This window comes from Pseudoalteromonas sp. Angola-7 (assembly GCF_028599255.1).
Lineage (GTDB): Bacteria > Pseudomonadota > Gammaproteobacteria > Enterobacterales > Alteromonadaceae > Pseudoalteromonas > Pseudoalteromonas atlantica.
On record NZ_JAQREL010000001.1, the window covers coordinates 14,064 to 27,060 of the forward strand.

Here is a 12,997-nt window from a genome sequence, read left to right on the forward strand (position 1 = left end):
CTAAAATCCCTATGTATTTACTATCTAAAATAAGCAGATAGTTTAAATACGGCTTAGCTAATCGATTGGATGCAACATTTGTTAGCAAAGTGTAATAGCGCATATTAAACACTAAGCTAGTGAGCTTTTTAGGTATGAGTAAAAACTACCTGGTGAGTATTGTAATCTGCCTATATAACACTAATAATCATGTGGCTAACTCACTATTTAACCTATAAAACAAAGAGCCTGTATTGAAAGCCAAAGAAATTCGCAATTTTTATATTAACGAAGAGCAATCTGTTTATTTGCTGTCACATAGAGATGCCAAAAAACACCGTCAATGGCTTAATATTTGTATTAAACAACTGAGTGCGCTTGGGTATAAAAATGTAGAGATGATTGGCTCAGGGGCGTTTGGCTTTGTGTTTGCTGGAAATGACGAAAATGCCTTACCTTGGGTGTTTAAGTTCTCGCGTATTACGCTTGCCCAAAGCGTGCGCGACCGCCTAGAAGACGAAGCGTATATGCTCTCGCAAATTAATAACCCGCTAGTGCCTACCTTTTATGCTTTTGAGCGTATAAAAAAGCAAGGTATTTTAATGATGGCCCGTGCCATTGGAGAAGACCTTGAAAAAGTATCGCTAAAAAAAGGGCGTTTTAGTGCCGCCCATATTATGCAATTAGCGGTGCGGCTGCGTAATGTATTAATTGACCTGCGTAATCATAAAAATGGTTTAACCCCTCAACCTATAGTGCATGGCGATATTAAACCTTCTAACTTAGTATGGGATGAGCAAAGCGATGCCCTGTCTTTAGTTGATTGGGGAAGCTCTGTTTACGCACAGGTTGATAGTAAGGGGGAGCCTATAGCCAGTAATTTTATGGATTTAATGTCGGGAGATTTAAGCACTACTAATGCCAGAATGGGCGATGTGTATTTTATAGGTGATGCGCAAATGTCCGGTGAGCAGTCATCGCCACGCTTTGATGAACAAGGTGTGGCTTCTACCTTATATGCACTTGCCTCCGCTCAGTCGTGTCGTTTTGGCGCGCAAGCCATTCCTGCAAGCTCGCTTGGCTTACCCAAAGAGCTTGCCAATGTAATTGATGGCATGCTGTCTAAAAATAAAACCATACGTGATGGCGCTGGCGATTACTTTATGCGTAACATTACCAAAATGGCTAAGGCGTATTTACCTGAGCTTAAAAAAGCGGAGCCTCGTCCTGCTATTCCGTATTGGTTTGGTAAAGGCGATAAGCCCGACACCGTAGTATATAGCTCGCGAAAACAGTTTTTACGACAAGCCGATCATAATCAACAATTGCTTGATGTAAACGATGCTCAATTAGATCGCTACTATAAAGAGTTTTTGTTTGATACCGGCGATACCGAAAAAGCCTTTTTGGCCTCTATCAGCCGCCTAGCTAAATACCCGGTAGTGGGTGGATTGAGCTTTCATTGGAAAGATGAGTCGTTGTTTGTTGAGTCATCGCTTATTATGCATGATGAAAGTTTAAAAACAGCCTTTACCGATGCCATTAATAATACCGTGATGCTTGCACAAGCAATAAGTCAAAAAGGTTTATTTAAGTGTTGTTTATTTGATGCGCGTAAAACTATTCAGTTAGAGCGAGATGGAACCGGAGCGTTTAAGTTTGATAACCTCCCTGAGCTTGATTATGAAGTTGTTAGTATGAAGGCAAACGAAATTGCACGTCCACATTCTTACTTTGAAGATGGTAAAGATCCTGATGAGCAGCTGCAACTTCCTAAAAAAGTGATTAGATGCGTGTTTGAGCTAAACCAAATTCATCATACTGGCTGTATTATATTTGAAGCCCTGCCAGATAGAATGAAAATACACCATTACTATCGCTTACTCGATGAAAGCAAAGAAGTAGAGTTTAAACGGTTACTTAATAAATTAATGCAGTATGCAGTTAACATTACTGATGTGGGGGTAGCAGGATTTATGAAGCTTCCTTATAAAAACACTCGCGAATTTTCGCTTTGCGAAAAGCAACCAGAGAATTTCTTTCCTAAAAATCCAAAATTATTAGTACGCTAATATAAAGGAAGCATAGCTTCCTTTATAAGGGCAACTAAAAATTATAGCTCTTTTTCAATTGCATTTTGAATTGATTCTGCGCGATCTTCAACTTGGTTTTCTGCGTTCATTATAGGTGAATGGTTTAGTGTTAGAACACCTTTACTATATGTAGCAAAATGGTTTGCGTTATGAACGTTACCAAAGTTTTGGATGATTACTTTTTTCAAATCTTCCTGGATAGCTTCTTGAGATAAGTCATCAGAACACAATTCTTTAAAAGCTTTGATTGTTGGTTCAAAGTAAACTAGAGGCCAAGTTTGATCGAATAAATGTGCATAGTCATCTATAGCAATTGTGTCCCAATTTACTTCAATTTCAAACTCAAACTTTGCAGCTTTGAAAATTTGTTTTTTTAGAGAATCTAAACGATTTTCTTGAAAGTCTCTAGCTGCTCTTTTTTCTTTAAGTCCCATTGTCATTCCTTTATATTTGACAAGATTAACATATTAAAGGTTATAAAATTTTATTAAAACCTTTCTCGATTAAGTTATTTATACCGATGGGTAAATCTTCTTTATAACTAAAGGTTATAAAAATTTTTGAATTTGATTCTCTCATACTAAATTTAATATCGCTGTTGTTTTTAATATGAATAGCATTAATTTTTTTTAGCTGTAATAAAGAAAAATCATCCTTAGCTAAATTAGTGATGTTATTAGAAAGGTGGTCTATTAGAATTGAAATCCTCTCTATTTCAAGTTTACTTAATTCTAATTGCTCATCTATTATAAATTGAGAAAATAGATCATAGTTTTTATTAAGCATTTGGACCAATAAATCAATTTTTTCGTCTAAATTGATGGTTGAATAATCACTATTTATTTTTAAAAGCGACTTACCTGATAAAAAATTAGAGTGCTTATTAGCGTCATGAACTAAAATGTGCGCAAGAAAATGCATGTTAAAGAATAAAATGTCTTTATCAATTAATATTGAAATAGTGTTAGTATTTTCGTCGAATGATTTAAATATACCCGATGCATGAAAACCAAACTTATCATATACAGTAATTTCATAATGCACTGATTCAGTGTCATTGTGTTGTAATCGTTCAATAATTTTTTCTGGAGAGTTTTGTAATTCTGCTAGGCTGGTCACGATAATCCTTATCAATATTTCCTTTATTTTTTTAAATATAACATTATTTTTCAGGGACAAACAATGGGAAATTTAATTATTTCCTCCGTTGTTCAAATAGTGTGCTAAAGGGCGTACGCGGTGTTAAAGCAAACTGATGAGTCATTTTTTGCTGTTTGTTAGTGGCGGTAATGTGGTACTTATTTAAATCAGAATTTTGACTAAATAACCTAACGTTTAATTTTAGCTGTGCGCTTATATCGGGCACTGTATATCGGCCCGTAATCGTTATGTACTCAATGTTATTAGTATCAGTATGCGACACTTCAGGGTTTAGTAATAAGCCCTCTAAAGAAAACTTATAATGATGATCGTTTAAATAAACCCCTCGCATTATGGTTTTGCTGATTTGCTTTTTATGGGCGTTAAATTCATCCATAGATACTTTTTTATTTAAATCATCATCAAGGTTATTAAATGCAGAAATAGGCAGCGAGAGCACAATAAAGGCATGGTTATCAATCACGTTTAATGTTCCGTGTTGAGCCACCATTAAATGTGCATAAACAACCGGTGCTATAACAATGTTGGCCACTAAAATAAGCGCAACCAGTGCTTTTTTATGTAATTTCATCATGCTCACTTTGCCTATAAGTAAATTTATAGCTCGCCTTTAACACAGCGTTGAAAAAACGGATAAGTATCGGTTGCATAGTAATGGTATATGCCTTGTGGAAATTCAGGAGTAACCCCAAAGCGCCCGTTACACTCATCTAAATCGCCAGAGCCAGCTACATACTCCCAATCTTGTGCAAAAGTTCCCAGTGGATAAATATCGGTAGAAGGGCGGTTATCGCTTACAGTACTAATATGTTGGTAGCTACCTGTCATCACTTTAAGTGACGAACTTGCATCATCCGCGGTGCTATAGCCATAGCGCGCATAAATAGGAAACCCATCAGCCGCCCATGCAATTAGAGTCATTGTTGAGCTGTTGCCGCCTCTAAGGGAGATAAATCCCTCCGGCATGCCATGATAATGATATGTGCCATCGGGCTGTACGTGTGCGTTGTTATCGTCAGTACCAAAACTAAAGGTATCTTGGCTTAGTGCTTCAATACTCCAGTTGCCACTGTTATCGCCAAGCGAGCAATTATCGCCAGAGTCATCACAACTGCCGCCCATTAAGGTTGCGGTATCGCTTTGTATAGGCGTTAACGTAAAGCTCTCACTCACTGTTTGCTCAGAAATGGTGTTTGGATTGTCGGGGTTAGGAAACGTGCCCACATCATGATCGGGAATGCCATTAGCGACTACATCGCGTGTTGTACCTGTGCATGCCCAATCAGCAGAGCTGGTGGTTTGCACTGATGTTGAGTCGTTATATTCATTGTAACTGTATTCACATAGCACTTGCTCGGTTGAGCTGGTGCCACTTGTTGCTGTTGTACTGTCACTGCTTGAACTTGTACTTTCATCAGTGGCGGTTGTTAGGTTTTGCTCATCACTGCCACATGCAACAAGAGAAGAAATTGCCGCGCTTAATAACAATATTTTTAATAGTTTAACTTTATTACAGAGAGAGTGATTCATCATACACAGCCAATTAAGTACTAATTGACGCTATTTTTGATCTTAAATGTGCAAGCGATGTGCAAAAATAAATCAACATTGAGTATGTTTGTTAATCAGGTGATTTTACTTAAGCTGCATGTATTATAAAATCAGTGCATTAACAGCCTGAAGTAAAGAATGGTGTAATGGCAAAATCAAAACCTGAGGTGTCGATTCAAAGTTGTGGGATTTATTCTACCTGGGATAGCAAATGTAAAGCATTGCCTCAAATTGAGCAGTTTACAACCAATGTAATTGCCAAGCTTGATGTTGAATTTGGTTTAATAATTAATATCAAAAAAGCAAAAGGCGAAAAACTTCACTTTTGCATCTATCACCCCGATATTCCAGACAGTAATGGCGAAATAATGCCGCCCTTTGAAGGCGTTGAATACATTAAAGAGAACGACTGGCAATTTTATTTAGGTGATACGCTGTGGGAGCCTATTGAAAATAAATTAGGTGATTGGCGAATGACACTCACCCTAAATAATAAAATTATTGCCGATAAAACATTTAACGTTGCACTTGAAGAGCAAGGCTCTGTTAATGATTTTTGGCGTAAACGAGGTTACTAAGTCCTAAAATTGCAGAGCTAAAAAAAGCCAATATACATTGGCTTTAAAAATATAACTTAACCTGAACTCTGGTTAAGAGATAGACCAACATAATTTATCATGATGATCTTTAAGCTTAATTCTCTAGCCAGCGGTTTTCGGTGAAAACAAGGCGAATTTACGCGTCAATAGCTAGCCTATTGCAAGTAAATTCAACGCTGTTAGCGCTGAAAATAGCTGCTAGAGATAGATTTATTATCCAGAGTTGAGGTTAACTTAGTTACCCCACGGGTTAGTTGCATTTGAGCGTTGTTTTCGTGCCCTTGCGCGTTGTTTAGTGGCCTTTTTTTCCATAATTCGCTTTGCATCACTAAAACTTAATTCGCACGGCTCCCCCGGTTTATGATCCGCAGGAATAACTCTATCTCGTGGTGGTAACTCGTATTGCACATCGTCGGGCTTAGGTAAGTTTTTAAGGCGGTATAGGTAAAAGTTATCTACCTTTTCTTGTGCCCATTGTGTTTTACGTAAAAACTTAACCGCCGATTTTACATCAGGATTGTTTTTAAAACAGTTTAATTGCAAATAAGCGTGTAGTAGCTCCCACCCATATTGCTCAACCAGTTCTTCAACCACTTGCTCTAATTTTACGCCTTGCAGTGGGTTATTACTGTAAAGATCTTGGTTGCTCATAGGTGTTGCCTCATTAATAAAAATACAAATGCCATTATAAATTTAATAACGAGGCTTTAATAGATAAAATTGCTTAACTTTGGCAATTAACAACTACGCGGCCGCGAATTTTACCTTCCATAAGTTGCTCGGCATTTTCGATTACTTGTTCAAGTGTAATTTCGGTTGATATTTTATCAAGGTAATCGGCTTTAACTAAGCTTGCTAGTCTGTCCCATGCTTCTACTCTGTCTTTTTTAGGGCGCATAACGCTGTCTATACCAATTAAAGATACACCACGTAAAATAAAGGGCGCTACTGATGCGGGTAAATCCATGCCTTGGGCTAAACCACACGCAGTAACCACACCACCGTATTTAAGCGATGCACAAATATTAGCAAGCGTGTGGCTGCCTACCGAATCTACAGCACCTGCAAAGCGCTCTTTTTGAAGTGGCTTACCTGGGTTTGAAAGCTCATCGCGGCTAATAATTTGTGACGCACCTAGCTCTTTTAAGTAATCGCTTTGCTCCATTCTACCTGTTGCAGCGGTTACGTTATAGCCCAGCTGATTTAATAAATAAATGGCAAAGCTGCCAACACCGCCGTTTGCACCGGTCACTAATATTTCGCCATCACTTGGAGTGATGCCTTGTTTTTCAAGGGCAATAACACTCAGCATTGCAGTGTAGCCCGCGGTACCAATTTGCATTGCTTGTTTTGGCGAAAGCGCTGCAGGGAGGGGGATTAACCAATCACTATTAAGCGATGCCTTTTGTGCAAGGCCCCCCCAGTGTTTTTCGCCCACACCAAAGCCATTTAAAATTACATTATCGCCAACAGTAAATTCATCCGTACTTGTTTCACTTACTTTGCCCACTAAATCGATGCCTGGCACCATAGGAAAACTGCGCACAACAGGGCCTTTACCAGTAATGGCTAGCCCATCTTTGTAATTGAGCGTGCTGTAAAGTACATCAAGTTGCACGTTTTGATCTGGTAGGTCACTTTGCTGCACTTCACTAAGCGCCGCAGCGTAGTTTTCGTCTTTCGTAATTACAATAGCTTTAACTGAGTTACTCATAACATATCCTTTTAGACCGATCGGTTTTTAATGGCTAAATAAAATGCGCACTAGGTAAGTAATGCGCGTAAAAACATTTCTGTATACAACGTAAGGGGTTTACTTGATTGGGTAAGTTTAGCGCGCATAACGGCGCCTTCCCAGCCAATCCAAAAATATTCACTCATAAGCTGCGTATCAACAGTTTTAGCAATCGTGCCTTGTTGCTGTGCTTCATTTAAACACTGCTCCACTTGCTGCTGCCATGCTACGTAGCTTTGTAGTAGGCGGATTTTAAATTCATCACTTAAATGGTTGAGCTCTTGATTTAAATTGCCTACCAAACAACCGCGTTTGTACTGGTATTTTTGCATGCCCATAATGGCACTTTGCGTAAAGTGAATTAAGCGCTCCAGGGGTGGGGTATTGCTATCGGTTAAATATTTTTTAAGTTTAGTAATAAAGTAGTCATCGTAGGCATTTACTAAGGCAATACCAAACGCTTCTTTACTTTTAAAGTAATGATAAAACGAGCCTTTAGGCACGCCGGCTTTTTTTAAAATGGTATCAAGGCCAGTTGCGCTAAAACCAAATTCAGTTAAGGTTTCTAGGCCAACCCTAATAAGGTGCGCTTTGGTATCGGCGTTTTCGCGAGGTATTTTAGGGGGTCTTCCGCGCCGTGCAGGTGCTTGAGCAGTATTCATTATAAGTAACCCCTAATAGCCTTTTTTTTAAAGTTAACCCATATTAGACCGATCGACTTTAATTAATCAAGCATAAATACCAATTGTTTAAAAATAAATCGCTAAAGCTGTTTTTTAAACAAAAGGGCAAATTGCAATAAAATCGTCATGATTACATTTTTGTTTGGAACTTAGCCAAAAAAGGTGTGTCGGATAAATAGGTCGTGTTGATTTTTGCTGGTTAAATTTGCAGTGGAGTTTGGAATTTAAACAAGGCGGTAATGCACCATAAATACCAACTATATGCTGCCCATTAGGTGCTTTTATTAAGCAGTTATTTAATCGCTTTAATGGAGATATTTAAATCAGCAAAGTAGAACACGCCTTAGCACATAAGTGCATTTAAGCGGTTAGATAGCCGTATTGTAAATTAAAGAAGCAGTAAGAAATGAAGTGGTGCGACCACTGTGTTTTTATTAATGTTAAATTATTTTTGCATCAGCATGTTAGTTAATGTCAAACAAATTAATTAATTTTGCTATTTGAATTTAACATTTTTATTAACTATTCATTAAATGTAGATTTCACTAATGCTACAAAATTTATAATTAAAAAAGGTGAGGATATTACCGATGAAGAGACAAAAAAGAGATCGTTTAGAAAGAGCTCATTCTCAAGGTTTTAAAGCAGGTTTAGCCGGGCGCTCAAAAGAGCTATGCCCTTATCAGCAAATCGATCCTAAGTCAGAATGGTTAGGCGGTTGGCGTGAAGCAATTGAAAACCGAAACATGTATAAAACCTAATTCATCAGATAAGAATTAACGTAAAAAGGCCTCCAACTGGAGGCCTTTTTGCATACATTCATTACTAATTTTAGAATGCGCTTGTGTCTTGAAATAAGCCCACTTTTAAATCTTTTGCTTCGTAAATTACGCGGCCATCTACTTCAACTGTGCCATCAGCCATACCCATAAATAATTTACGCTTAATTACACGTTTCATATCAAGGCGGTACGTTACTTTTTTAGCTGTAGGTAAAATTTGACCGGTAAATTTAACTTCACCCACGCCTAAAGCACGGCCTAAACCAGGGCCACCAGACCAGCCTAAGAAAAAGCCAACGAGTTGCCACATAGCATCTAGCCCTAAACAACCTGGCATAACTGGGTCGCCTTTAAAATGGCAATCGAAAAACCATAGGCTTGGGTCAATATCAAGCTCAGCTACAATTTGGCCTTTACCGTGCTCGCCGCCATCAGCAGTGATTGAAGTAATACGGTCCATCATTAACATGTTGTCGCTTGGTAAACGGCAGTTACCTTCACCAAACATTTCACCTTGACCACATAGGATCAAATCTTCTTTTGTATAGCTATTTTTAGGTTCCATAACACTTATCTTCGCTTAGAAATTGCCAAGTACTTTAGCGTACACTTGTACGCTAAACAACTCGGAGCAGTTGAAAAAAACACTTTTTTGCGTGATTTATCGCCAATCAGTAGTGGCGATTGCTTTTTGCACTATAAAACCGCGCAATTACAATCAGAAATCATTATAATTACCCCTGACTTATAACCAGTTTAAAGGAAGTTTATGATCCTTTTTGTTAACTCACTAACAGTGATTGATTTTTCTTACTTATGTAACAAACGCGGCGCCGTTGGCGAGAGCTGGATTGTTGACTTAACGTTGCATGGCAAGCTAAATGAAGAGTCTATGGTGTTAGACTTTGGCTTAGTTAAAAAGCAAATTAAAGGCATAATTGACGACTGTTTAGACCACAAACTAGCAATTGCTAAAGGTTTAAATGGCACAGTACAAGAATTTGATTCGCACAAAACGCTCGATTGCACATTTGGTGATAACCACCATTTAGCCATGAGTGCTCCGCATCAAGCTTATTGCATGATAGATGCACCAGAAATTAGCGTTGAATCAGTGACTGAATTTTTAATCGACACTATTTTACCAAAACTGCCAGGAAACATTGAAAAAATTGAGTTGTCGCTTAAACCAGAGCACAGCCAAAGTTTTTATTATCATTACAGCCATGGCCTTAAAAAGCACGATGGTAACTGTCAGCGTATTATTCATGGCCATCGCTCGCAAATTGGTATTAGTTTAGATGGTATGTCTATGCCACGCTTACAAAAGCAATGGGCAGAAAAATGGCAAGATATTTACTTAGCCACGCGTGAAGACCAAATCGCTGCAAGCGAATTAAAACACATAAGCGCTAAAAACGATGATGTGTGTTTTGCTTACACCGCTGCTCAAGGTTACTTTGAAATGGCGATTAGCGAGTCACGCTGTGACATTTTACCTGTTGATACAACGGTTGAATGTATTGCTCAACACCTTGCTGAGCAAGTTAAGGCAGAATACCCAGACAAAGACGTAAAAATTACCGCATATGAAGGCGTAGGAAAGGGATCGATTAGTTATGCTTAAAACTCTTTTAGCCACAGCGCTTGTAACCACAACTAGCTTTAGTGCATTAGCGCTTGAGCTAAAAGGGCACCTAACGCAGGGCGGCTTAGTGACTGGCAAGCTTGAAAATGTAAAGTCGGTATCGCTAGATGGTAAAACATTAAAGTTATCAGACTCTGGCGATTTTGTGTTTGGCTTTGGTCGCGACGCGAAAGCAAAACACGCCCTTACGTGGGTAGATAATAACGGTAAAACACACACGCAAGATTTAATGATCACTAAACGTGATTATAAAATTGATAAAATTACCGGTGTGGCTAAAAAGTATGTGTCGCCCCCTAAAGAAGTAAGCGCACGTATTAGCCGTGAGGCACAAGCAATACGTAATGCGCGCGCAGTTAACTCTGATTTACAGTACTTTTTAGACCCGGTATTAAAGCCTGCACAAGGACGTATATCGGGTGTTTATGGTAGCCAACGTTATTTTAACGGCGAACCGCGACGCCCACATTTTGGTTTAGATATTGCCAATAAAACCGGCTCGCCTGTTTATGCTCCGATTAGTGGCACCGTGGTGTTTGCTGATCCCGATTTATACTACTCTGGAGGTACGCTTATTATTGACCACGGCCATGGCGTTACCTCGACATATATTCATTTAAGCAAATTAGATGTAAAAGTAGGCGATACAATAAGCCAAGGCGACAAAGTTGCCGAGATAGGTGCAACAGGGCGTGTAACAGGCCCACACCTTGATTGGCGTTTTAACTGGGAAGGCGAGCGCCTAGACCCAGCATTATTGATGCAAGATAAGCTTGCTAATAAAAAGTAGATACTATGACAGACATTAACCGCGATGCAATTATTGCAAAGCGTATTGAAGACTCAACGACCTCGGTTACTAAAACGGTGTTTCCTGGGCGCACTAATCATCACAACACATTATTTGGTGGCGATGCGTTAGCATGGATGGACGAGGTTGCTTTTATTGCCGCCACTCGTTTTTGCCGAAAGCCGTTAGTGACTATTTCATCTGATAGAGTTGATTTTAAAGAGGCTATTCCAGCGGGTACTTTTGCTGAGTTAATTGCTAAAGTTGTGCATGTGGGTAATACATCACTTAAAGTGGATGTGGATATTTGTTTAGAGACCATGCATAAAGATGATAAGCACTCGGCTATTTCAGGCAGCTTTACCTTTGTAGCCGTAGATGATGACCACAGACCGACACCGGTGGTATGCGATAAAATGATTTACGGTTTTGAATAAATAAATATTAAGGCAAGCAGCCTTTAAATAAGCATCTTTATTAGGTGCTTATTTAATTACAGGAAAAGAACACATCATACTAGTTAATTGTAAAAGCAATCTTAGCAGCTATAAAAATATATAGATTAAGTCAGCAAAGAGGTAGGTATAAAAAAGGCATGAAATACATGCCTTAAAAATAATGAATTATACACACTATAAGTGCAGAGGTGCTAAAGCACCATAGCCGCAATCCAACCAAATATAAGTAATGGAATATTAAAATGTATAAAGGTGGGGATCACGGAATCTCGTATATGGTCATGTTGACCATCGGCATTTAAACCCGAGGTTGGCCCAAGTGTAGAGTCAGAGGCAGGAGAGCCCGCATCACCTAATGCACCCGCTGTACCAACTAAAGCCGCGGTCGCCATAACCGAGAAACCTAAATCTAAACATAAAGGAACAAATAAGGTAGCTATAATTGGCACTGTAGAAAACGAACTACCAATACCCATTGTTATCAATAATCCCACCAATAAAATAGAGCCCGCAGCGAGGGGCTTATTGCCATCAAATAACGCCGCGCCACTGTGAACTAAACTTGCTACATCACCGGTTGCTTTCATTACTGAGGCAAATCCTTGAGCCGAAATCATAATAAAGCCAATCATTGCCATCATGGCGACGCCTTTACTAAATACGTCGCCGTTTTCTTCCCACTTAACAACACCAAATACACTAAATATCATTACGCCAACAAGGCCGCCTAATATCATAGAGCCACTTAGGTTTTGAGCAACCAAGGATGAAAGCACAGCAAACAAACCCACGATCATCACTTTTTTTGGTTTCTCAATGTCGCTAGCTTTGCTTTGTGTTGTTAACGGTTGCGCTTGGTAGTCACGGCGCTTTGCGTAACTTATAAACACCGCAATAATTAACCCAACCAACATACCGCAGGCTGGAATAATCATTGCCATAGGCACTTGTGTGTTAACTATCTCTAGACCGTTATCAACTAAGTTTTTATGCAAAATAGAGTATAAGTAAATGCCACCAAATCCATAAGGCAATACCATGTAAGAGGTAGCTAAACCAAACGTTAATATACAAGCAATAGCGCGGCGGTCTAAACGTAGTTGATTAAACACAACCAGCAAAGGGGGGATTAAAATAGGTATAAAGGCTATGTGCACAGGCACTAAATTTTGAGAAGAAATAGCGCAGCCTAATATAATTAATAAAATAAAATAGCTTAAAAAGGTTTCGCTGCCAGCACCTTGTGCATTCACTTTGTTTAATAGCTTTTCGGCGAGGATACGGGTTAATCCCGATTTTGAAATAGCCACTGCAAAGGCACCTAACATTGCGTAACTTAGTGCAATTTCAGCGCCGGCCGACAAGCCAGAATTAAATGCATCAACACTTTCTTTTATCCCTAAACCCGCTGTTAAACCAGCTACAAGTGCACTAATTATCATAGCTACAATGACATTTACACGGGCTAAGGAGAGCCCAAGCATTAAAATAACGCCTATAACAACCGCATTCATAGTT

15 protein-coding genes are annotated in these 12,997 nt (G+C 38.9%); 6 read left to right on the forward strand and 9 right to left on the reverse strand.

The features are described 5' to 3' along the window. Positions 1–233 precede the first annotated feature (233 nt). Positions 234–2,051 (forward strand): serine/threonine protein kinase, encoded by a 1,818-nt coding sequence (locus PSH50_RS00065; protein ID WP_273587238.1) that lies wholly within the window; start codon positions 234–236, stop codon positions 2,049–2,051. A 41-nt stretch (positions 2,052–2,092) separates the two neighbouring features. Here PSH50_RS00065 and PSH50_RS00070 read toward each other — a convergent pair whose 3' ends face one another. The 4 genes from PSH50_RS00070 to PSH50_RS00085 form a co-directional block, all read right to left on the reverse strand. After that, a complete protein-coding gene (locus PSH50_RS00070; protein ID WP_273587239.1) occupies positions 2,093–2,506 on the reverse strand; it encodes a hypothetical protein in 414 nt (137 codons plus the stop codon). Between the two features lie 40 nt (positions 2,507–2,546). Beyond that, entirely contained in the window at positions 2,547–3,191 is a 645-nt protein-coding gene (locus PSH50_RS00075) for a hypothetical protein (protein WP_273587240.1), read from the reverse strand. A 76-nt stretch (positions 3,192–3,267) separates the two neighbouring features. Then, positions 3,268–3,807: a hypothetical protein gene (locus PSH50_RS00080; RefSeq protein ID WP_273587241.1), complete on the reverse strand. Its 540-nt coding sequence runs from the start codon at positions 3,805–3,807 to the stop codon at positions 3,268–3,270. Between the two features lie 23 nt (positions 3,808–3,830). Beyond that, positions 3,831–4,766, reverse strand: coding sequence for a YHYH protein (locus PSH50_RS00085; protein WP_273587242.1), 936 nt, complete (start codon positions 4,764–4,766; stop codon positions 3,831–3,833). A gap of 164 nt (positions 4,767–4,930) precedes the next feature. Between PSH50_RS00085 and PSH50_RS00090 the strand changes: the two genes are divergently transcribed. Continuing rightward, complete coding sequence (locus tag PSH50_RS00090) at positions 4,931–5,362, forward strand: DUF3859 domain-containing protein (RefSeq protein ID WP_273587243.1); 432 nt, start codon at positions 4,931–4,933, stop codon at positions 5,360–5,362. A 255-nt stretch (positions 5,363–5,617) separates the two neighbouring features. On the opposite strand, the gene PSH50_RS00095 is transcribed toward PSH50_RS00090, so the two are convergent. The 3 genes from PSH50_RS00095 to PSH50_RS00105 all read right to left on the reverse strand — a co-directional run bounded on the left by PSH50_RS00095 (position 5,618) and on the right by PSH50_RS00105 (position 7,780). Beyond that, positions 5,618–6,034 (reverse strand): VF530 family DNA-binding protein, encoded by a 417-nt coding sequence (locus PSH50_RS00095; protein ID WP_004586518.1) that lies wholly within the window; start codon positions 6,032–6,034, stop codon positions 5,618–5,620. A gap of 73 nt (positions 6,035–6,107) precedes the next feature. Continuing rightward, positions 6,108–7,097 (reverse strand): MDR family oxidoreductase, encoded by a 990-nt coding sequence (locus PSH50_RS00100; RefSeq protein ID WP_273587244.1) that lies wholly within the window; start codon positions 7,095–7,097, stop codon positions 6,108–6,110. 50 nt (positions 7,098–7,147) lie between these two features. Then, positions 7,148–7,780, reverse strand: coding sequence for a TetR/AcrR family transcriptional regulator (locus PSH50_RS00105; protein ID WP_273587245.1), 633 nt, complete (start codon positions 7,778–7,780; stop codon positions 7,148–7,150). Between the two features lie 611 nt (positions 7,781–8,391). Here PSH50_RS00105 and rmf point away from each other — a divergent pair. After that, complete coding sequence (gene rmf, locus PSH50_RS00110; RefSeq protein WP_004586522.1) at positions 8,392–8,562, forward strand: ribosome modulation factor; 171 nt, start codon at positions 8,392–8,394, stop codon at positions 8,560–8,562. A 70-nt stretch (positions 8,563–8,632) separates the two neighbouring features. Here rmf and fabA read toward each other — a convergent pair whose 3' ends face one another. Beyond that, the gene (gene fabA, locus PSH50_RS00115; RefSeq protein ID WP_004586523.1) at positions 8,633–9,148 is read right to left on the reverse strand and encodes a bifunctional 3-hydroxydecanoyl-ACP dehydratase/trans-2-decenoyl-ACP isomerase; all 516 of its coding nucleotides are present in this window, start codon (positions 9,146–9,148) and stop codon (positions 8,633–8,635) included. A 204-nt stretch (positions 9,149–9,352) separates the two neighbouring features. Between fabA and PSH50_RS00120 the strand changes: the two genes are divergently transcribed. Genes PSH50_RS00120 through PSH50_RS00130 form a run of 3 tightly spaced genes read left to right on the forward strand, consistent with a single transcriptional unit; the run spans position 9,353 to position 11,458 of the window. After that, the gene (locus PSH50_RS00120; protein WP_024033642.1) at positions 9,353–10,210 is read left to right on the forward strand and encodes a 6-carboxytetrahydropterin synthase; all 858 of its coding nucleotides are present in this window, start codon (positions 9,353–9,355) and stop codon (positions 10,208–10,210) included. Beyond that, positions 10,203–11,021: a M23 family metallopeptidase gene (locus PSH50_RS00125; protein ID WP_273587247.1), complete on the forward strand. Its 819-nt coding sequence runs from the start codon at positions 10,203–10,205 to the stop codon at positions 11,019–11,021. The genes PSH50_RS00120 and PSH50_RS00125 overlap by 8 nt, the downstream gene beginning before the upstream one ends. Positions 11,022–11,026: 5 nt before the next feature. Then, entirely contained in the window at positions 11,027–11,458 is a 432-nt protein-coding gene (locus tag PSH50_RS00130) for an acyl-CoA thioesterase (RefSeq protein WP_029772286.1), read from the forward strand. Positions 11,459–11,670: 212 nt separating this feature from the next. Here PSH50_RS00130 and PSH50_RS00135 read toward each other — a convergent pair whose 3' ends face one another. Then, positions 11,671–12,993, reverse strand: a complete 1,323-nt coding sequence (locus PSH50_RS00135; RefSeq protein WP_273587248.1) for a Na+/H+ antiporter family protein — start codon at positions 12,991–12,993, stop codon at positions 11,671–11,673. Between the last annotated feature and the right edge of the window lie 4 nt (positions 12,994–12,997).

Coding starts and splice junctions, on each gene's coding strand:
- PSH50_RS00070 (WP_273587239.1), bottom strand. CDS start 2,506: ATGGGACTTAAAGAAAAAAGAGCAGCTAGAGACTTTCAAGAAAATCGT.
- PSH50_RS00080 (WP_273587241.1), bottom strand. CDS start 3,807: ATGATGAAATTACATAAAAAAGCACTGGTTGCGCTTATTTTAGTGGCC.
- PSH50_RS00085 (WP_273587242.1), bottom strand. CDS start 4,766: ATGATGAATCACTCTCTCTGTAATAAAGTTAAACTATTAAAAATATTG.
- PSH50_RS00090 (WP_273587243.1), top strand. CDS start 4,931: ATGGCAAAATCAAAACCTGAGGTGTCGATTCAAAGTTGTGGGATTTAT.
- PSH50_RS00095 (WP_004586518.1), bottom strand. CDS start 6,034: ATGAGCAACCAAGATCTTTACAGTAATAACCCACTGCAAGGCGTAAAA.
- PSH50_RS00100 (WP_273587244.1), bottom strand. CDS start 7,097: ATGAGTAACTCAGTTAAAGCTATTGTAATTACGAAAGACGAAAACTAC.
- PSH50_RS00105 (WP_273587245.1), bottom strand. CDS start 7,780: ATGAATACTGCTCAAGCACCTGCACGGCGCGGAAGACCCCCTAAAATA.
- rmf (WP_004586522.1), top strand. CDS start 8,392: ATGAAGAGACAAAAAAGAGATCGTTTAGAAAGAGCTCATTCTCAAGGT.
- fabA (WP_004586523.1), bottom strand. CDS start 9,148: ATGGAACCTAAAAATAGCTATACAAAAGAAGATTTGATCCTATGTGGT.
- PSH50_RS00120 (WP_024033642.1), top strand. CDS start 9,353: ATGATCCTTTTTGTTAACTCACTAACAGTGATTGATTTTTCTTACTTA.
- PSH50_RS00125 (WP_273587247.1), top strand. CDS start 10,203: ATGCTTAAAACTCTTTTAGCCACAGCGCTTGTAACCACAACTAGCTTT.
- PSH50_RS00130 (WP_029772286.1), top strand. CDS start 11,027: ATGACAGACATTAACCGCGATGCAATTATTGCAAAGCGTATTGAAGAC.
- PSH50_RS00135 (WP_273587248.1), bottom strand. CDS start 12,993: ATGAATGCGGTTGTTATAGGCGTTATTTTAATGCTTGGGCTCTCCTTA.